Source organism: Clostridium acidisoli DSM 12555, from assembly GCF_900176305.1.
Taxonomy (GTDB): domain Bacteria; phylum Bacillota; class Clostridia; order Clostridiales; family Clostridiaceae; genus Clostridium_I; species Clostridium_I acidisoli.
The window spans coordinates 64,321-84,066 of the sequence record NZ_FWXH01000014.1; the positions used below are offsets into that span (position 1 = coordinate 64,321).

A 19,746-nucleotide genomic window follows, 5' to 3' on the forward strand; every position below is an offset into this window, starting at 1 on the left:
AAAAGGAGAGATATACAATGGTAAATGAAACAACAAGTTTTAATGGAGATATAACAGTTAAGGATAGTAATGGAGTTGACACTATGGTAGCTTATTTAAGTGCAACGCTAGATGAGAAAAATGAAAACTTAAATATTAACATGAATGTTACAAATAAGGAATTATTAAATGCTAATGCAGCAGATGCAAAAAGCCAATATGATGAATTTGAAACAGCAGTAAAAAGTAGAGCTAAAGATTTAGGGTACGTAGTATTTTAGAAGGAGGAGTTCCAAATGGCAAGTAAAAATATAATAAAAAATCAAGAAGAAATACTGGAGGTAGAAGAGGTTAGTGAAGTAAAACAAATAAATCCAGCAACAGATAAAAGCAACTATTTAGTTCAGATAATTTCGGATGGTAATGTAATAAAGGAAGTTATAGGAATAAATAGCACTGTAAATATTATTCATATAGGAGAACAATCAGTTGCTGCTGATCTTAAGTAATCCTTCATAAGGAGGGGATTAAATGCTGATACTTTATGACAAGGATCATAATAAAATAGCGGGTTTAACAAATTATAAGGAGTATAATTTAGAGAGGGAAATAAATTCAGAGGACACCCTCTCTTTTCAATATCCAAGCAATGATTTGGATAATAGACTCCTTGAACAAGAATGTTATATTAGGACAAAAGAAAATGAATATATAATAAAAGAAGTAAACTATGAAGATGATGATTGGGTTAGCTATGTTTGTAAAATAAACATAGAAGACATAAAGGGACAAAATGTAGATCATTTTGAGGTAGATAGTGAAAACTGTACAGATGCTGTTAATTTAGCACTTTCTGGAACAGGCTGGACAGTAGGGGCTTGTGATGTATCAAGAATTAGACCTGTAAGCAAAAGTAAATGTACAGCTTATGATGTTCTTCAAGAGATACAAAGCTCTTATGACTGTGAAATAAGTTATGACTCAATAAATAAAAAAGCATATATTTATAATGAAATGGGTAATGATAGAGGTGCCTATTTTGCAGAACAATTAAATTTAAAAAGTCTTGAGGTCCAAGGAAATTCATATGATTATGTCACAATGCTTGTACCAATAGGAAAAGATGGTCTTGATATTACTTCTGTGAACAATGGGAAAAACTATGTTGAAAATTATCAATATAGTAGCAAGAAATTAATAGGATATTGGGAGGACAACAGATATACAGATCCTAATGCGCTTATGGAGGATGCAGTAATTCAACTAGAATATCTAAGCAAACCACTAAAATCATACAAAGTTGATCTTGTAGATTTGGCCAAAGCCATAGATGCAGAAAATTATGATACGTATAAATTAATTGATTACAGTCTGGGAGATGCAGTTACAATTCTAAGTAAAGAAAAAAACGTAAAAGAAAAACAACGAATTGTAAAGATGACAATATACCCAGATGAACCAGAAAGAAATGAGGTAGAGCTTTCAAATAAAAGTCCATCTTTAGAGTATCTTCAGATTAAGTTTGAAGATACTGCAGACACTGTGGATTCTATTACTACATCTGATGGAATGATTGATGGAAGTAAAGTGGATAGCATTGATTGGGATAAAATTGACCATATACATGTTAAAATAGCGGACGTTGAAAATTTAAGTGCTACTATAGCTAATATCGGTACCCTCACAGCAACTAAGGCAAATATAACGGACCTTGACACAACAAATGCTGCCATACAAAATTTACAGTCGGACAAGGTAAATGTTGAGGATTTAACTGCAAGTAATGCAAGGATAAACACTTTGGAAGTAGGGGCAGAAGGCGTAAATACTTTACTGGCTGGAAATTTATCAGCAAGTAATATGCAAGCTGGATTTATTACTGCTAATAGTGGACTTATAGCTAATGGTGCTATAGCGAATGCACAAATTATTAACTTAGATTTATCAAAATTAAATGCTGGAAACATATCTACAAATAAGTTTGTGGTTCAATCGGATAGTGGGAATCTACAAATAAAAGGGAATGTATTAAAAGTTTGGGATACATCAGGAAAAGAGCGTGTTTCATTAGGATTAAATGATAATGACTATAATCTTTTAATAAGGGGTACTGATGGGAATACTGTTCTATTTGGAACTGATGGAGTAACAAAGGCAGGAATAACAGTAGGTGCTGTTGATGATAGTAAAATAGATATTAATGCAAATATTAATGGACAAAAATTAAATATAGACTCTGTATTTTCTACAATGAATAATTGTAGTTCTACCTTAAAAACTAGTAAAATAAAGTTTGATGATACAGGACAGACATTAGATGTAGCTTTTACAGGTTTAAAACAGACAGTAGACGATAATTCAAAAATTGTAAGCAATCAATCTACTTCAATATCTATTTTGCAAGGACAGATTACGAGTAAAGTTACACAGACAGATATTAATAATAGTATTGATAATATTCAGGTTGGTGGTAGAAATTTGTTAACTAACTCTATATTAAATAATAATGTTAACAGCATTGTAACAGGATGTAGATGGTTAGCTAATCAAATTGCAAAGGATGGGTCTACCTCTGGGTATGAAGTTATTTGTGGCTCAACTGGTGCACTTGATGGAGGAATAAGAATAAGCAATACAATATCTCAGAACGGTACGTATACTTTTAGCTGTTATGTTAAATCAGGAGATTTAAATACTTATCCTTTTGGTATAGATATGTGTGATACTAGTGCAGGGATAATTAATGTGGATACTAATTGGACAAAATATGTTGCAACTGTCACAGTATCAAATTATTCAAGTAGTGTGTATAATTTTATTGATTTTGATATGCCAACAGCTAATAGCAGATTCTATGTATGTCTGATGAAACTTGAAAGTGGGAACAAAGCTACAGACTGGACTGTTGCTCCAGAGGATGTGCAAAGTAAGATTTGTGGATTAACGTTTGATAATTTAGTTGGATGTGTATCAAATGAAAATAACTTAACATCCAATAATAGCAACGCTGGATGGGGAAATTCAGGATGTAGTTCAGTTGAAACTTTTACCAATGGCAATTATTTAGAATGTACAATAGCATCAAATTATAGTTCAGTAATGACAGGTTTAAGTCATAGTAATACCAATGAAAATTACACATCAATTAATTATGCTTGGTATACAGACAGTGCCAACTTGCAAATATATGAAAATGGAACACAAATAAAAAACCTCGGCACATTTACTGTTGGTGAAATCTTAAGAATTTCAGTAGAAAATAATCAAATAAATTACTATAGGAATGGAGTTTTAGAATATACTTCTACACAAACACCAACGCTTCCACTTGTATTAGATACAGCTTTTTATAATGCAGGTAGTGGTGCAAATAATATCAATAAGGGTACTATGTTAAGTGGCATAGTATCTAGATTAAGCACTGCTGAAAGTTCAATAACACAATTAAGTAATCAAATAAACCTAACAGTAACAACAGATACCTACAATAGTGGAATGGAGTCAGCAAATAGTAATGCTAAAAGTTATGCTAACACTGCTCAGAGTAATGCAATTAGTGGTGCCAATAGCCATACAGATTCGCAAATAAATATATTACAAGGACAAATAAATAGCAAAGTTGATGTAAATGGAGTTCAAAGTACGATTACTCAATCCCCAACTCAAGTTCAAATAGCTTTTAATAATATAAATTCAGCAAAAGTAAAAATAGATAGTAACGGATTACATGTTACAGGGGGAAGTATAACCTCACCTGTAATTAGTGGGGGTATAATTTCTGGTATTAGTATTTCTGGTTCAACAATAACAGGTTCCACTATAAATGCCAATGGGACATTAAATGTTGAAAATGGTGTCATTATGGGTAATGAAGGGTATACAACAGCTTCTTTACAATTTGGTACAACAGCGACTTCTTATGGTCCGTTACCTTCTATTTATGCAAATAACCAAGATGGTATACGACTTCTATATACTGCGGATAACCATTACTTTAGTTGTGCTAGTGGAAAAGGCGTAGATATAGACGGAAATCTATTTATTCAAGGAAACGCTACCTTTAGTGATGGGAGCAATGTTGTTCATGGTAACTATGGAACGTATGCAATTGGAATTGTGCAAGGTTCAACAAATTACTTACAAATTTGCAACAATAGTGGAGCATGGGGAGCTAGTATATGGGGTTCAGATATATCTATGAAGACAAATGTTCAAGATAGTTTAGAAGATGCACTGCCTGTTATAAACAATATTAAGCATAGGATGTTTAACTGGAAACAAGACGGAAGGTTGCAAAAATTAGGATATGTAGCGCAGGAGCTTAATGAAATTAATTCAGATTTTGTCATGAAAATACCACAAGAAAATGGTTATGTGAGAATGCAGCCAAATGAAACAACTATAATTCCATATTTGAGTAAAGCTATTCAAGAATTAAGTAAGGAAATTAATGATTTAAAAGAAGAGATGGAAAAATTAAAAGGTAATAGTCTAATTGGTCAATAAGCAAAATTACAAGACAGGAGGTTCTAATTGGAAAATGAGGTATTTAAAATGGCCATGCAGCAGGGGATGTGGGCAGCACTATTTGTAGTACTGCTCTTTTATATTCTTAAAAAGCAAGAACAAAGGGATAAGATGGCTGAAGAAAGAGAAAAAAAGTATCAGGAAATCATCAATAAATTAACAGAGAAGTTTAGTATTTTAGAGGATGTTAAGAAAGATATAGAAGAAGTAAAGGCTAAGATTTTTAAATAGGGGATGTGATTAAAATGAAAGGGATAGATATTTATAGTGAAACCATTATTACAGATTGGAGTAAAATCAAAAATGATGGCGTTGAGATTGTTTATATTAAGGCTACAGAAGGGAAAACCTACGTAAATCCTAGAATAGATAATCAATATAATGAAGCGAAAAACTTAGGTATGAAGATAGGGTTTTATCATTTTGCAGGAAAAAATAATGTTATGGAGGAATACAGTCATTTTATAAGTACAATTTCAAGATATGTACAGGACCTTAAACCCGTACTTGATTATGAGGTAGGCATTCCAGACATGAATTTTGTGGCACAGTTCATGAAGCAAGATTTAAGCTTACTACTTTATACTTCACACAATGTAGCAGATATATGTGGACTGCCTAAGAGTAAAATATGGATAGCAGAGCCAAGCTCTAGTCCAACGTCTACTGGGGAGTATGCAGGTATTCAGTATGCATGGACAGGACGAATTAATGGGATAGAAGGCAATGCGGATTTAGATTTATTCTCTGATTTAGTTTTAGCTACCAATACTTCCACGGCAGTAAAAAGTGAGTGTACTGAATCAGTACAGAGGGGTGATCCAAATGTAAGAATAATTCAACTGCAGTTAAATACATTGCTTGAAAAGGGACTAGCAGTTGATAGCATAAACGGTCCAGAAACCATAGCAGCAATAAAAGAATTTCAGGGAATTATGGGCTTAATTCAAGATGGTATTTGGGGACCTAACACAGCAGGGGCAGTAGGAGAAATATATTCAAGGCCAGTTGATTCAGTTTTAGCTAAACATTATGAATATGCAACTCGTTATATTCAATACCGAGTTGGGGCGATGGTGGATGGAATCTTTGGCAATGGCACAAAAATTAAAGTTCAAAATTGGCAGGCTTCACGTGGACTTAACTCAGATGGAATTGTTGGAAATGAAACGTGGGCAAAACTTTTTGAGACAAAGTCATAGGCTTATAACATTGGAGGTGAATAACGTGAAAAATTTATTTATTAGTGAAATCTTAAATTACATTATTGTCATAGGCATAGGGGTATTATCCCTCTTTGTAAGAAGGCAATTGAAAATTTATACAAATTCAAAACTCAAGTTAATAGAAATTCAAAAAGAGGCTATAAAGCAATCTATGGGAATAGCAGCATATAATAAGGACAGATCTTTAGTAATAGACATTGTAAAAACTGTAGAACAGTTAGGAAAAGAATTTAACTGGAATGATGAATTTAAGCATATTAAGGTATTACAGTTTATAGAAGGTAAAACTGGACTTTCAGATGAAGAGATATATAATATGATTAAAAGTACGGTGTTAGATATTAACAGAAACTAAATAAATTTAAGGAGTGGCTTTTAGAAAGTTACTCCTTAAATTTTTATTAACAGTTATATTTCTAAATACTAATCATAAATTAACTTTTAAATCAGCGCCAAGTACTCCAACAATATTATTTTCTTTGTCAAGTATAGGTAGGGATATAGTAACACATGGGTTTGAAGTTATAGCTGATACATATACAGAGGATATAAAATTAGCTCCATGGACACTTTCTTTAAACCATTCTCTAGCATTGGCATTAGCAATAGCTGCGGCTGGGTTTGAATAAATAAATTTACCATTTGTATTGTTTGTCCATATTGCTTCAATGTGTAAATCTGTTGACATAAATTCCGTTAATATTTTTTTGTGTAGTTCAGGATTTAAATCTGCTAATTTAAAATTGGACAAAAGAGTAGTTTTCATGCTAGTAATTATGGCATTACATTGATTTTTAATAGTGTCAGTTACTTCGCCAAGGTTTCCATCAAGTCTTTCGCTAAAAGATGATATAGTATCTGAAGCATTTTTTAAAAGAAGTTGCATATTTTCTAAATCAGTAGTACTTTCACTCTGAAGTTCAACTGTTTTATGTACAGTAGAAATGTTTTCGCTAATTTCATCGAAACTAACCTTCATATTATTAAAATCTTCATTTACATTTTCGATAAGGGTATATTCATTTTCAATGTCAGTTCCAACAGAATCAGTTAGAGAAATAACATTATGAAAGGAGTTTTCTATTTCATTTAATGCCTTTTCTATGTTTCTAGAATACTCTACACTTTTTTCTACACTTTTCTTGTTAGGAATAACACTATTTATTAAGGATTCCATCTGTATTTCTATTCTTTCCACTAGCTTTGAAATTTCAAGGACTGATTCTTGACTACCTTCAGCAAGTGTTTGAATTTCACTTGCAACAACGCTGAAGCCCTTACCGTGCTCTCCAGCTCTGGCAGCTTCTATGGAAGCATTAAGAGAAAGTAATTTAGTTTGATTTGATATGTTGCTAATAGTTTCTAATATTTTGGATATCTCACTTGATATGTCCTTTAAATTTTCTACATTTGATACAGTTGCATCAGTAGAGGCTTTAATTTCTTTAATAGTTTCTACAATTTTCATTATTTCGGATAGACTGTTAGATATTATGGTTTTAGATTTATCAGAAGCAGTGGAAATTTCATTTGATTTAGATTTAATGTCAATGAATGTAGTGAGGACATTTTTTATTTTATCAATGTTATCTTGTATTTTTTCATAACTAGTATTGTTAAGCTTTGATAAATCAGTTGACTCAGAGGATAATTTGTTTGAAAAACCAAGAGTATCTTGTATTGTTAAATTTAATTGTTCTGAGACTGAAGTTATTTGACTGGATACAACTTGAGTTTCTAATATACTTTTTATTTGACTTTCCTTTAAATAATTTAAGGACTCTAATGTTTTTCTAAAACCAGAACCTAAAAAGTTTGTTCCGAATTTAAAATTGAAGTTGCCATCACCTAACTTAAGTATAAGAGTGTTTAGTTTGATAATTTTATTTTTATTAATAATAGAAGTTAGTAAATAGGATAATATAAAACCTATTATAAAAAAAGAAATTGCTAATATAATATTCATGCGGTCACCTCTCGCTTAAATTGTTATCATTTAAGTATAATACTTAGATAATTAATAAATATTATAAAGCTTTACAGAATGTTTAGCAATAAGTTTTAATTATAACAAAAAGGCCTAAATATTTTACTTATTTAGGCCTTTTTGTTATTTGAAAATTAATCGTTTTTTAATTCAGCTAAACAATTTTTACAAATATTTTTTCCTCTGTAGTTTACTACATCTCTTGCGTCTCCACAGAAGATACAAGCTGGTTGGTATTTCTTTAATATGATGTGTTCACCATCAACATATATTTCTAAAGCATCCTTTTCAGCTATATCTAATGTTCTTCTTAATTCTATAGGAATTACTATTCTTCCTAATTCATCTACTTTTCTTACAACACCTGTTGATTTCATTTTAAACCCTCCATAATTACAAAAATCGACTTATTAACTATTTAAATGATACCAATGATTACATATTAAGTCAATACTATTTTAATAAAAATATAAGAAAGTTATAAAATATTCAAAAACTTTCAAAAGAATTAATATAAGTGGGATGCAAATTCGACAAATGAGACAATATTTAGGTGAAATTAGTCGACAAATATAAAATAATTATAACTAGGTACATGTTATAATTATTTATAGGAATTTATAATAATTAAAAAAAGTTTTCTAAAAACACTTGATTATTAATAATAATTATTATATAATAATAGCTGTGGAAGAGATAAACAATTAAAAACTTATATATAAAATATTTATTATTATTCTAGGAGGAATGTTATTATGAAAAAATTTGTATGTAGTGTCTGTGGATACGTTTATGTAGGAGAAGAAGCACCAGAAGTGTGTCCTGTATGTAAAGCTGGAAAAGATAAGTTTGTAGAAAAAACTGATGAACAAGCAGTTTGGGCAGATGAACACAAAGTTGGAGTAGCTGCTGGTGTTGATGAAAAAGTAATAGAAGGTTTAAGAGCAAACTTTACTGGTGAATGTACAGAAGTAGGAATGTACTTAGCTATGAGTCGTCAAGCTGATAGAGAAGGATTCCCAGAAGTTGCTGAAGCATATAAGAGAATTGCATTTGAAGAAGCAGAGCATGCATCAAAATTTGCAGAACTTCTTGGAGAAGTTGTAACAGACAGCACTAAGAAAAATCTTGAACTTAGAGTGGAAGCTGAATATGGTGCTTGTCAAGGTAAAAAAGAATTAGCTACTTTAGCTAAAAAACTTAACTATGATGCTATTCATGATACAGTTCATGAAATGTGTAAAGATGAAGCTCGTCATGGAAAAGCCTTCAAAGGTTTATTACAAAGATATTTTGGTTAATTTTTAAATACAAAAAATTAAAGAGTGCATATCAAAAGCTTAAGTTTTTGATATGCACTTTTTTATGTTGTTAAATTTCTGACTAAGGAGGAAAAATTTCCTTAATCTGTTACGTATGTAATCTCTTCATATCAAGGGTTGAAATAGTAGTTATTCGGCAACATATAATTAGTATAGATTAATATAATTTGCAAAGTATATAATAATACTTAAAACGGAAATATAAATTAAAATGTTATCCATGAAAAGTTAAAAACCTAACTTATATTATATGTAACCTGTTAAATGTAGATTTATATTTTAACAGATTGCAATATACGAACTATAAAACTTGATAACATGTTAATATTCGCTTATTTTATTGACTAGTGCATATTGCTCTGCTAATATGTTAAAGGGAGGGATTTGAGTTGAAAAATAATTATGATGTTATTATAGTTGGAGCAGGACCAGCAGGTATTTTTACTGCACTTGAAATCACAAAATTGAATCCAGAATTAGACGTTTTAATAGTTGATAGGGGTAGAGGAATTGAAAAAAGAGTATGCCCTGCTAGAAAAACGGGAAAATGTGTACATTGTAATCCCTGTGCTATAACCTTTGGATGGTCTGGAGCAGGAGCTTTTTCAGATGGAAAACTTTCGTTAAGTCCAGAAGTTGGAGGTAGACTTTTAGAATATTATTCAGAAGAAGATTCACAAAAGTTAATAAACTATTGTGATGATATATATATAAAATTTGGAGCAAATAAGACTGTTTATGGCTTAAATAATGAAAAAGTTGAAGATATAAAATATGAAGCTAGTAAACATAATATTCGTCTTATTGAGTGTCCTGTAAGACATTTAGGCACAGAACTTGCATATGAAGTTTTAAAGGGGATGTATTTACATCTTATACAAAATACAAAAACTGAATTTGAAGAATTAACAGAAGTTACTAAAATTATAGTTGAAGATGGAAAAGCTTGTGGCGTAATCTTAAAAAATAAAACTGAAGAAAAAGAAATAAGAGCAAAAAATGTTGTTGTTGCACCAGGAAGAGGCGGAGCAGAGTGGCTTACTAAGGAAGCTAAGGAATTAAATATAAAAACTGCAAATAATGCAGTAGATATAGGTGTTAGAGTTGAAGTTCCAAACTCTATCATGGATCATTTAACAAAAGACTTATATGAAGCAAAACTTGTTTATTATTCAGATACATTTGATAATAAAGTAAGAACTTTCTGTATGAATCCAGGTGGAGTTGTCTCAGAAGAACATTATGACGAAGGTATGGCAGTTGTAAATGGGCATAGCTATTCAGAAAAACATCTAAGAACAAATAATACCAATTTTGCAATGCTTGTATCAACTGCATTTACAGAACCATTTAATCAACCTATTGATTATGGTCAATATATTGCAAAACTTGGAAACATGCTAACAGGTGGAGGCATTATGGTTCAAAGACTGGGGGATTTGCTTAAAGGTAGAAGAACAAGCGTCTCTAGACTTGAAAAATCTACAACTATACCAACTTTAAAGGATGCAGTACCAGGAGATTTGAGTTTTGTACTTCCTCAAAGGCATTTAACATCAATAGTTGAAGCTATAAAAGCTTTTGATAAAATTGCACCAGGTTTGTATAGCAAAAATACTCTTTTATATGGAGTAGAAGTCAAATTTTATTCAAGCAAATTTGAAACAAATGATAAATTTGAAACAAAAATTACAAATTTATATACAATAGGAGACGGAGCTGGAATTACTAGAGGACTTATGCAGGCATCAGTAACAGGAGTAATTGTAGCAAGAGATATAATAAGTAAAATTTCTAAATAATTTTACTTAAATTGAAAGTGAGGAGTTTTTTATGTCATCATTTATTGTTTTAGGAGCTCAGTGGGGAGACGAAGGTAAGGGTAAAATGACTGATTACCTTGCAGAAAATGCAGAGGTTGTTGTTAGGTTTCAAGGTGGAAATAATGCAGGTCATACAGTAGAAGTTGGAGATAAGCAATATAAACTTCATTTAATACCATCAGGAATATTATATGGAGATAAACTTAATGTTATAGGTAATGGTGTTGTTTTAGATCCAAAAGCTATGTTTGAGGAAATTGAATATCTTGAAGGACTTGGAGTTAAAGTTTCAAAGAAAAACTTCATAATCAGTGATAGAGCTCATCTTATAATGCCATATCACAGAGCATTAGATTCAGCTAAAGAGAAGGCAAGAGGCAAGAATGATATAGGAACAACTGGGAAAGGTATAGGACCTTGTTATACAGATAAAGCTGAAAGAAGTGGCATAAGAGTCTGTGACCTTATGCATAAGGAAGTATTTAAAGAAAAACTGAAGGAAAATTTAGATTATAAAAATGAAATTTTAACAAAAATATACGGATTAGATAGTCTTGATTTTAATTCTATTTATGAAGAATATTTAGGTTATGCTGAAAAAATGAAGCAATTTGTTACAGATGCCTCAGTAAGAGTATATGACGAAATTAAAAATAATAAAAATGTGCTTTTTGAAGGAGCTCAAGGAAATCTTCTTGATATTGACTATGGTACTTATCCTTTTGTTACATCATCTAACACAATTGCTGGTGGAGTTTGCATTGGTGCAGGAATAGGACCAACTATGATAAATAGTGTTGTTGGAATTGCTAAAGCTTATACAACTAGAGTTGGAAAAGGACCGTTCCCAACTGAACTTTTAGATGAAATGGGAGAACATATAAGAAACGTTGGACATGAATATGGAGTTACAACAGGAAGAGCTAGAAGATGTGGTTGGTTAGATGTTGTAATATTAAAATCTGCTGCTAGAGTATCAGGTATCACAAGTTTTGCAGTAACCAAAATAGATACCTTAGCAGGAATGGAAAAAATAAAAGTATGTATAGGATATGATTTAAATGGTGAAACTATAGAATACGTACCTGCTTCTCTTGAAGATTTAGCTCTATGCAAACCAATATACGAAGAATTTGATGGTTGGGATAGTAGCGTAGAAAATGCAAGAAGTTATGATGAATTACCAGAAAATGCAAAGATTTACCTTAAGAGGATAGAAGAACTTACTGGTACAAAAATTTCTATTGTGGGAGTTGGGCCAAGAAGAGATCAAACTATTGTAGTTAGTGAAATATAAATGTATAATACTTATATTACGATAAAACGTGATGATATTATATAAAGAAAAGAGGTATTTTGTTTATGAAGATTAATAAGGACATGACTATAGGTGAAGTTGTTAGAACATATCCAGAATCAGCACAAACACTTATGAGCTTTGGAATGGGATGCATAGGATGCCCATCTTCTCAAGGAGAAACTTTAGAACAAGCTGCAATGGTTCATGGATTAGACTTAGAAGATTTGCTAGTTGCACTAAATAAATAGTTTATAAAGGCACTGATGTTACAGTCAGTGCTTTTTTTTATGCAAATAAAAAAGATTAAGATACTATTTTTGAAATCCATCTTATTTTATAAGTATGCTTTTGTGTGCAAAGAAGTAAGTATATAAACAATATAAAACTGATGAAATCAATGCAATAGTACTAATTACTAAAATAAATTTCTTCATGAATACACTCCTCTCAAAAAACATATTAATAAAGTTATGCAAATGTTCATTTTAAAATTAAGTAAATATATTATATAATTAGTATAATATATTTATGGTGTGAAATATATGGCATAAATATAAATTTTTTATAAAGACAAAGGTGATAATGTGGAAAAGAAATTTTTTGAACGCGAATATGATGTTCATCATTATGAAGTTGATAAAAATGGACAAATATTTGTGGCAAGTATAATGAACTATCTTGATGATTTAGCAGTAGCACAAGCAGAAGCTTTAAATATAGGTATAGATTATCTTTTGGAGAACAATATTGCATGGGTAATTTATAAGTGGGATGTAAAGCTTAATAAATATGCACATGTAACAGATAAACTTAAAGTTAGAACAAAACCTTATTCTGTTAGAAAGTTTTATGCATATAGGCAATATGAGGTGTTAAATTCAGAAGGGGAAGTTATTGTTTCAGCCAATTCTCTTTGGTTTTTAATAAATATGGAAAAAAGAAGACCTTCTAAAGTTACAGAATATATGTGTAGACAATTTGGAATAGGGCCAGAGGATAATGGTCAGCTTGAATTTGAAAAACTTTTAGCGCCTAAAAATGTCAGTTTAGAAAAAGAATTTTCAGTCAGGTATGCAGATATAGATACAAACAAACATGTGAATAATGTAAAATACATATCTTGGGCACTTGAAGCAGTACCAGATGAAATATTAGAGAATTCAGACCTAAAAGAGTTAAAAGTAAATTATGAGAAAGAAACAGCTTATGGAGAGGATGTAAAAGTTCTATCAGAAGTTAAAGAAGAAGAAAATCAATATATAATAATAAGTAGCATTGTAAATTCCAATGAAGAAAAACTTACACTACTTAAAACTGTATGGAATAAAAGATATTCCAAAAATAACTAGAACAACAACTAGTTATTTTTAGAATTTTTAATTAGTATTTTTTACTCCCAGCATTTGTGCCAGAAAGGTAACCAGAACTCCAAGCCCATTGGAGGTTAAAGCCACCGCAATCACCATCTACATCCATGATTTCTCCACAAAAATATAGATTTTTAATTAGCTTTGATTCAAGTGTTTTATTATTTATATCAGTAGTGTCAATACCACCTGCAGTAACTTGTGAATTTGAAAAGGGGTTTGTACCAGATACTTTAAATTCCCATTCTTTCAATAGCTTTATGATGCTTTCTTTCTCCTGCCAGTTAAGTTCAAAGCAAGGTTTATGTATATCAAAAATGCCGGCTTCTTTTAAAAGGATAGGAATGAGCTTTTTGTTTATAATTCCAACAAGTGAATCAAAAATGCTTCTGTAATTAAATGTTCCCCAATGATTTTCTAGAAATTCTTTAAGCTCATTGGTAGAAAAATTGGGCATCATATCTATAAGTATTGAAACTTTTTTTGAAAGTTGCAAATTCACAGAAGTTATACGGCTAAGTTGAAGTATTGGTGGACCTGATATACCATAATCCGTAAATAAAATCTCGCCAAATTCTTTACGAATAGGTTTATTGTTTACTTTTATATTAGCATAACCATCAAATTTGATTCCTGATAGACCCTTTAGATTTTTATAATCAAGTTTTAATTGAACCAATGCAGGAACTGGATTAATAATTTTGTGACCTAAAGATTTTGCAAGCAAATAACCGGAGCCATCTGAACCAGATTTAGGAGCAGATTTTCCACCAGTAGCTAATATTATCGCATTACATTCATAAATCTCATCATTAAAAGTGGTCAATTTAAATAATTTATCATTTTTTTCAACTTTGTTTACTTTATTATCTAAATATATGGGAATCCCTCTCTCGGAGATTGCGTTTCTAAGTATATCTAATACGGATGAAGCTTGAAGAGACATAGGATACATTTTATTATCATCTAATGTAATAAGGGGTAAACCAAGAGAATTAAAGAGCATCTCTGTTTCTTTATAGTCAAAAGTATCAAGTGTAAAATTAAAAAAGTTACCATTTGTGCTATGATATCTAGAATAATCTAAACATTTATTGCTTATATTGCATCTACCATTTCCAGTAGTTAAAATTTTTTTACCTATCCTATCGTTGCCTTCTAAAATTGCTACGTCTTTACCTAAATCTTTTGCTGTTATAGCAGCAATAATTCCAGATGCGCCGCCGCCAACAACAATAATATCATGTTTCAAAATACTATCACTTCCTAAATATTAATATAGATATATTCTAACCTAAAAAGTTGCTAGTATATATAGATTTTTTTATTTATTGATTTATTCATAAATAAAGTTTAATCATATATTCCTTTTTCTTTCTTTAATTTAAAAATTTTTTCAATTGCTTGTTTATATCCACCAGCTTCTTTAAAAGATTTACTTATTTTTTTCATGTTTTCAAGATAACTTGGATCTTCTTGAACTTTTTCAATAGAATTTCTTAATATTTCACATGTTATTTTGTCCTTATCAATAGAAATTGCAGCTCCAAGCTCTGATACTCTTGCTGCGTTATATGGTTGATCTGAGTTAATTGGAATCGCAACAAATGGTATATTATTATATAACAAATCACCTAGACTATTCATTCCAGCATGGGTTATAGCAACATCTGTATACTTTAAAATTTCTAATTGGGGAACATAATTTTTCACTATGAAATTTTCAGGTATATGAAATTTAGAAATATCTATGTTATATGCAGTCATAACTACAACAGCATCAAGATCAGCAAAGGTTTTAAAAAATATATCATAAAGTTTATTATTTGCATTATTAAATACTGTACCTAATGAAATATACACAACTTTTTTATCTTTTAATTTTTCAAAGGGAAAATCTATAACTTCCTTCCTATCATATATAGGTGGACCTATAAATATAAAACTATCATCGTAATATTCAGGGTGTGAAACGAAATATTTAGATGTATACGCAATATTTAAATCACTTTTTATAGATAATAAATCGAGTATATTAGTAGGCATTTTTACATTATAGAACTTGTCTAACTTATTTGTTAACTTAATGTAGTTATCCGTGAATGCATAATCTTTTAATCGTTTTTTACTTATAATTCCACTCAGGAGTTCCTTTGCCGTAGCAAATATTTCAAAAGAAGAAATTGAAGGGATTTTTAATATTCGAGAAATAATATATCCTAATGGAAAGATAGAGCTATGAACAATATAATCAAAATTTATGCCTTTAATCTGTTCCATGATAATTGGAAGAATTTCTATATTTAGATCAAGCTTATGCTGAATATGATTTATGAAGTTATCTTCAATATTTCCATCCATAGAAATATTAGAACCATTTTTTAAAATAGTCATATCTTTTCCGTAGCTTTTAAATGTAGCACCCACTTTTTCGATTCTTTCTCTATATTCTTCTGAACAAAAATAAGTCACTTGTTCTCCATGTTTTACCAGTTCATCTACCAAACCTAGTGTTGGATTAACATGACCGTTATAGGGTATATTTAAAAAAAGTACTTTAGACATATATCTACATCTCCTTATATTATCTATACTTATTGCGTATATTCAACACTTTTACGTTGTGGAATTAATATTATTAGTTAAGAATAATGCTGGAATTAAAGCAAGCACTAAACTAACAACAGTAAATACAAAGGCATTATGATATGAAGTTAAGAGTAATTTTTGTGTTGGTGCTTGAGACCCAATTGTATGTTGAATAACAGTAGCTAAAATAGTGGTTCCAATTGCTCCTCCGATATTTTGCATCATACGAGTTGCAGTAGTTGCTTCAGAAATTAATTCTTTTGAAATATTTTTGTAAGAATCCGACATAACAGGAATTGTTAAACCACCTTCAGCAATCCCACGAATAAATAGAACGATGATAATCCAAATATTTTTTGTTGATGCTGTAAATAATACAAATGGTAATGTTCCAACAATTCCAATAAAGGCTGAAACTAGAACAACATTCCGAGCTCCTAATTTATCGGTCAACCTCCCAATTAAACTTCTAGAAAGTAGTAAACCAACACCTTGACTAATTAAGTAAATTCCCGACCAAATGACACTAAGTCCGAGAATGTTTTGCAAATAAAGTGGTAACAAGAACATTGCGCCATTAACTGTCAAACCTGACATTAGTAATAAAATTGTTGATGCAGAGAAATTTTTAACAGTGAAAAGTTTTAAGCTTACCAATACACGATTTGGTTTTAAAAGAGCATAAACTATATAACCAGCCATTAAAAGAACACTGATTACTAATGGTAAAATAGCTTTGTTTGAGGTTCCTGCTACTAATTCACTTACTTTTGAAATTCCTAAAATAAAACTAGTAAATGTTCCACCCAAAAATGCAATACTTGCGATATCTAATTTCTTGCCATTCTTACTTGGTTCAAACTTTGGTAAGGCAAAAATAATTAATAATGCTGAAAAGATAACGATTGGAATATTAATATAAAAAATCCAGTGCCAATCCAAAGAGTTTATTATGAAACCACCAAAAGTCGGTCCAAGAATTGGTGCCAAAACGGCCGGAATGCCAACAATGGACATTATACTACCTAATTTTTCACTACTAGATGAACGAACAATTAAAGTTGTAAGCGAAGCTATGATAATTCCACTTCCGACACCTTGAATTACTCGTCCAACAATCAATATACTGATAAATGAAGACATTGATGCAATAATGGACCCAATCAAGAACATTAGTAAACCTAAAAGATAAAGCTTTTTTCCATCAAACCATTCAATAGCCCATCCAACAATAGGAACAACAATACCTAATGCTAATACATATGCTGTACTTACCCATTGAATACTTTCAACACTCGCACCAAAGTCTTTCATAATTGTATTTACTGCAACATTTGTCATTGTTGTGTCTAACATTGGTGCAATGGCAGCTAAAACTAATATTAGTGCAATTACAATTGGTGCTCTACTTGTTTTCACTTCTTTTTTCATAGTATGTCCTCCTTATATAAGATACTATAGTATCTTATTCTCATATCGTTTATCTTATTCTTATATGGTATAATTGTCAATAGATAAACTTGATTGAAGGTGAACTTTCGTGAAAAAAAGTAGACGTAGAGGAAAAGATTTAGAAGAAGCAATTCTTAATAGTACTTGGAAACTATTGAAAGAAAACGGCTATGAAAAGCTTACCATGGATAGTATTGCAGAGAATGCTAGTACAACAAAAACAGTTCTTTATCGCCGCTGGAATGGAAAGGCCGAAATAATAATGGCTGCTGCACGACATCATTTGCCTAATTTTAAAATTACTGCCCCTAACACTGGTAATTTAAGAAAAGATTTATTTGAACTTTTCTTACCTTTAGTAGAGATGCTTGACTTCTTAGGAACGGATACGCTTCAAGGAATTTTACGTGATCAACTACATAAAGTTTCATTTATTGATATATTAAACACAATTAATACCGAAAATGCTCTCAACTCAATGCTGGAGCAGCTATTCACTTATGCGCATGAGCGAAAAGAAATAAATAAAGCAAAACTTACAAATATGGCAAAGACTTTACCAACTAATTTGATTGTGAATGCTATATTGATTGGTAATTTAAATAAAGAAACGATAATTCATATAATTGATGATATCCTTTTACCAACCTATCAACATACGTTAGATATATAATAAAACATTTATTCATCTAAATAAAAGCACTACCCATATGCTAATGGGTAGTGCTTTTAATCATAAGGAGGCTCTTTTTTACATGTATCCGGCTGTACCCGCTGTAATCCTTGTATAGCAAACAATATAAATGTTGGAATATTCTAAAAATAGTGATATTATAAAAGTATAAAATTTGTTATAGAATAGTTGTATTATGAGGATTGGAGTGAAGTTAAATGTTTACAATTTATGCTGTCTCAGACTCTATAGGAGAGACTGCTGAACAAGTAGCAAAAGCAACTGCTAGTCAATTTAATACAGAAATTGAAGTAAAAAGAATAAGTTATATAAAAGATGAAGAGGATGCAAAAAAGTTTATTTATAGTATAAGTGACACTGAAAATAGTATGATTATATCTACTATAGTACTTGTAGAGGTGAGAAAAACATTAACTAAATGCTGTATAGAAAAAAATATTTTGATAAATAATGTACTAGGACCATGTATTGACACACTGGCTAAAACATTAGAAAAAACTCCGGATTATAAACCTGGCGCAATATGGGATATGGATTCAGACTACTATAAAAAAATAGAAGCTATGGAATTTGCAATTCAGTATGATGATAGTAAGGATAACAGGGGTATTATAAATGCAGATGTAGTTTTAATAGGTTTATCTAGGACATCAAAAACGCCACTCTGTATGTATCTTGCTAACAAAGGAATAAAGGCAATAAATGTACCACTATTACCGGAAATATCACTACCTGAGGAATTACAAAAAATAGATAGGAAAAAAATAATAGGGTTAACTATAGATCCAATGCATTTAATAGACATAAGGAAGCATAGGATGGACAAATACAGAAGAATAAGTGCAGAAATAGAGTATGCAAATGCAGAGAGAGTTCTTCAGGAAATAGAATATGCGGATAGAGTTATGAGAAGAGTAAACTGCGTAATTATAGACGTTACCAAAAGAGCAATTGAAGATACAGCGCTTTTAGTAATGGAGCAAATTAAATAAAATGTATTAATAAGTAAGACGCGCTAACATAAATATATATAATTTACTTATTTAACCACTAAAAACGCTTTATTTATAAAAAAATAAAAATTATATGAAATTTTTGTTGACAGAGTTAGTTTTTTTTTGTATTATATTTATTGTTAGGTCGAGAGACCATGAAGAAAAAATTAAATAAGGCCCCTTGGTCAAGTGGTTAAGACACCACCCTTTCACGGTGGTAACATGGGTTCAAGTCCCGTAGGGGTCACCATATTTATGGGCGTTTAGCTCAGCTGGGAGAGCATCTGCCTTACAAGCAGAGGGTCACAGGTTCGAGCCCTGTAATGCCCACCATAAATATGGCCTGGTGGCTCAGATGGTTAGAGTGCTGGCCTGTCACGCCAGAGGTCGAGGGTTCGATCCCCTTCCAGGTCGCCATATTAGCTGGCATAGCTCAATTGGTAGAGCAACTGACTTGTAATCAGTAGGTTATGGGTTCAATTCCT

General features: G+C 30.9%; 18 protein-coding genes and 3 tRNA genes. 16 read left to right on the top strand and 5 right to left on the bottom strand.

Annotation, left to right across the window (positions count from 1 at the left end):
- The first annotated feature begins 17 nt into the window (after positions 1-17).
- The 6 genes from B8978_RS14450 to B8978_RS14475 are packed head-to-tail and all read left to right on the top strand — an operon-like array spanning position 18 to position 6,087.
- Entirely contained in the window at positions 18-260 is a 243-nt protein-coding gene (locus tag B8978_RS14450) for a hypothetical protein (protein ID WP_084116763.1), read from the top strand.
- Between the two features lie 15 nt (positions 261-275).
- The gene (locus B8978_RS14455; protein ID WP_139796062.1) at positions 276-488 is read left to right on the top strand and encodes a hypothetical protein; all 213 of its coding nucleotides are present in this window, start codon (positions 276-278) and stop codon (positions 486-488) included.
- A gap of 22 nt (positions 489-510) precedes the next feature.
- Complete coding sequence (locus B8978_RS14460; protein WP_084116765.1) at positions 511-4,485, top strand: phage tail spike protein; 3,975 nt, start codon at positions 511-513, stop codon at positions 4,483-4,485.
- A 27-nt stretch (positions 4,486-4,512) separates the two neighbouring features.
- The gene (locus B8978_RS14465) at positions 4,513-4,737 is read left to right on the top strand and encodes a BhlA/UviB family holin-like peptide (RefSeq protein ID WP_084116767.1); all 225 of its coding nucleotides are present in this window, start codon (positions 4,513-4,515) and stop codon (positions 4,735-4,737) included.
- A gap of 14 nt (positions 4,738-4,751) precedes the next feature.
- Positions 4,752-5,708, top strand: coding sequence for a GH25 family lysozyme (locus tag B8978_RS14470; RefSeq protein ID WP_084116769.1), 957 nt, complete (start codon positions 4,752-4,754; stop codon positions 5,706-5,708).
- 25 nt (positions 5,709-5,733) lie between these two features.
- The gene (locus B8978_RS14475) at positions 5,734-6,087 is read left to right on the top strand and encodes a hypothetical protein (RefSeq protein WP_084116771.1); all 354 of its coding nucleotides are present in this window, start codon (positions 5,734-5,736) and stop codon (positions 6,085-6,087) included.
- 72 nt (positions 6,088-6,159) lie between these two features.
- On the opposite strand, the gene B8978_RS14480 is transcribed toward B8978_RS14475, so the two are convergent.
- Together B8978_RS14480 and B8978_RS14485 are read right to left on the bottom strand one after the other, a co-directional pair.
- Entirely contained in the window at positions 6,160-7,698 is a 1,539-nt protein-coding gene (locus tag B8978_RS14480) for a methyl-accepting chemotaxis protein (RefSeq protein ID WP_084116773.1), read from the bottom strand.
- Positions 7,699-7,853: 155 nt separating this feature from the next.
- Entirely contained in the window at positions 7,854-8,096 is a 243-nt protein-coding gene (locus tag B8978_RS14485; protein WP_084116775.1) for an AbrB/MazE/SpoVT family DNA-binding domain-containing protein, read from the bottom strand.
- 378 nt (positions 8,097-8,474) lie between these two features.
- Between B8978_RS14485 and B8978_RS14490 the strand changes: the two genes are divergently transcribed.
- From B8978_RS14490 to B8978_RS14510, 5 genes are all read left to right on the top strand, one after another.
- A complete protein-coding gene (locus B8978_RS14490; protein ID WP_084116777.1) occupies positions 8,475-9,020 on the top strand; it encodes an NADH peroxidase in 546 nt (181 codons plus the stop codon).
- Positions 9,021-9,430: 410 nt separating this feature from the next.
- Entirely contained in the window at positions 9,431-10,843 is a 1,413-nt protein-coding gene (locus B8978_RS14495; protein WP_084116779.1) for an NAD(P)/FAD-dependent oxidoreductase, read from the top strand.
- A 31-nt stretch (positions 10,844-10,874) separates the two neighbouring features.
- Complete coding sequence (locus B8978_RS14500; protein WP_084116781.1) at positions 10,875-12,161, top strand: adenylosuccinate synthase; 1,287 nt, start codon at positions 10,875-10,877, stop codon at positions 12,159-12,161.
- A gap of 65 nt (positions 12,162-12,226) precedes the next feature.
- Positions 12,227-12,412 (top strand): DUF1858 domain-containing protein, encoded by a 186-nt coding sequence (locus tag B8978_RS14505; protein ID WP_084116783.1) that lies wholly within the window; start codon positions 12,227-12,229, stop codon positions 12,410-12,412.
- A gap of 336 nt (positions 12,413-12,748) precedes the next feature.
- The gene (locus B8978_RS14510; RefSeq protein ID WP_084116785.1) at positions 12,749-13,513 is read left to right on the top strand and encodes an acyl-[acyl-carrier-protein] thioesterase; all 765 of its coding nucleotides are present in this window, start codon (positions 12,749-12,751) and stop codon (positions 13,511-13,513) included.
- Positions 13,514-13,544: 31 nt separating this feature from the next.
- Here the strand turns inward: B8978_RS14510 and B8978_RS14515 are convergent, their stop codons facing one another.
- The 3 genes from B8978_RS14515 to B8978_RS14525 form a co-directional block, all read right to left on the bottom strand.
- Positions 13,545-14,783 carry a BaiN/RdsA family NAD(P)/FAD-dependent oxidoreductase gene (locus B8978_RS14515; RefSeq protein WP_084116787.1) on the bottom strand — a complete coding sequence of 413 codons (1,239 nt, stop codon included), beginning with the start codon at positions 14,781-14,783 and terminating at the stop codon, positions 13,545-13,547.
- A gap of 101 nt (positions 14,784-14,884) precedes the next feature.
- Positions 14,885-16,096 carry a macrolide family glycosyltransferase gene (locus tag B8978_RS14520; protein WP_084116789.1) on the bottom strand — a complete coding sequence of 404 codons (1,212 nt, stop codon included), beginning with the start codon at positions 16,094-16,096 and terminating at the stop codon, positions 14,885-14,887.
- A 51-nt stretch (positions 16,097-16,147) separates the two neighbouring features.
- Positions 16,148-17,551, bottom strand: coding sequence for a DHA2 family efflux MFS transporter permease subunit (locus B8978_RS14525; RefSeq protein ID WP_084116791.1), 1,404 nt, complete (start codon positions 17,549-17,551; stop codon positions 16,148-16,150).
- Positions 17,552-17,660: 109 nt separating this feature from the next.
- On the opposite strand from B8978_RS14525, the gene B8978_RS14530 reads away from it, so the two are divergent.
- The 5 genes from B8978_RS14530 to B8978_RS14550 all read left to right on the top strand — a co-directional run bounded on the left by B8978_RS14530 (position 17,661) and on the right by B8978_RS14550 (position 19,678).
- On the top strand, positions 17,661-18,245 hold the full coding sequence (locus B8978_RS14530) for a TetR/AcrR family transcriptional regulator (RefSeq protein WP_084116793.1): 585 nt from the start codon (positions 17,661-17,663) through the stop codon (positions 18,243-18,245).
- Between the two features lie 218 nt (positions 18,246-18,463).
- The gene (locus tag B8978_RS14535) at positions 18,464-19,258 is read left to right on the top strand and encodes a pyruvate, water dikinase regulatory protein (protein ID WP_084116795.1); all 795 of its coding nucleotides are present in this window, start codon (positions 18,464-18,466) and stop codon (positions 19,256-19,258) included.
- Positions 19,259-19,436: 178 nt separating this feature from the next.
- Positions 19,437-19,511: transfer RNA gene (locus tag B8978_RS14540), tRNA-Glu, on the top strand.
- Positions 19,512-19,518: 7 nt separating this feature from the next.
- Positions 19,519-19,594: transfer RNA gene (locus B8978_RS14545), tRNA-Val, on the top strand.
- A gap of 7 nt (positions 19,595-19,601) precedes the next feature.
- Positions 19,602-19,678: transfer RNA gene (locus B8978_RS14550), tRNA-Asp, on the top strand.
- The last annotated feature ends 68 nt before the right edge of the window (positions 19,679-19,746 follow it).

Bases quoted from the DNA above. Each gene is read 5' to 3' on its own strand.
- B8978_RS14535 (WP_084116795.1), top strand. From the start codon at position 18,464: ATGTTTACAATTTATGCTGTCTCAGACTCTATAGGAGAGACTGCTGAA.
- B8978_RS14480 (WP_084116773.1), bottom strand. From the start codon at position 7,698: ATGAATATTATATTAGCAATTTCTTTTTTTATAATAGGTTTTATATTA.
- B8978_RS14520 (WP_084116789.1), bottom strand. From the start codon at position 16,096: ATGTCTAAAGTACTTTTTTTAAATATACCCTATAACGGTCATGTTAAT.
- B8978_RS14470 (WP_084116769.1), top strand. From the start codon at position 4,752: ATGAAAGGGATAGATATTTATAGTGAAACCATTATTACAGATTGGAGT.
- B8978_RS14485 (WP_084116775.1), bottom strand. From the start codon at position 8,096: ATGAAATCAACAGGTGTTGTAAGAAAAGTAGATGAATTAGGAAGAATA.
- B8978_RS14490 (WP_084116777.1), top strand. From the start codon at position 8,475: ATGAAAAAATTTGTATGTAGTGTCTGTGGATACGTTTATGTAGGAGAA.
- B8978_RS14500 (WP_084116781.1), top strand. From the start codon at position 10,875: ATGTCATCATTTATTGTTTTAGGAGCTCAGTGGGGAGACGAAGGTAAG.
- B8978_RS14525 (WP_084116791.1), bottom strand. From the start codon at position 17,551: ATGAAAAAAGAAGTGAAAACAAGTAGAGCACCAATTGTAATTGCACTA.
- B8978_RS14450 (WP_084116763.1), top strand. From the start codon at position 18: ATGGTAAATGAAACAACAAGTTTTAATGGAGATATAACAGTTAAGGAT.
- B8978_RS14455 (WP_139796062.1), top strand. From the start codon at position 276: ATGGCAAGTAAAAATATAATAAAAAATCAAGAAGAAATACTGGAGGTA.
- B8978_RS14505 (WP_084116783.1), top strand. From the start codon at position 12,227: ATGAAGATTAATAAGGACATGACTATAGGTGAAGTTGTTAGAACATAT.
- B8978_RS14460 (WP_084116765.1), top strand. From the start codon at position 511: ATGCTGATACTTTATGACAAGGATCATAATAAAATAGCGGGTTTAACA.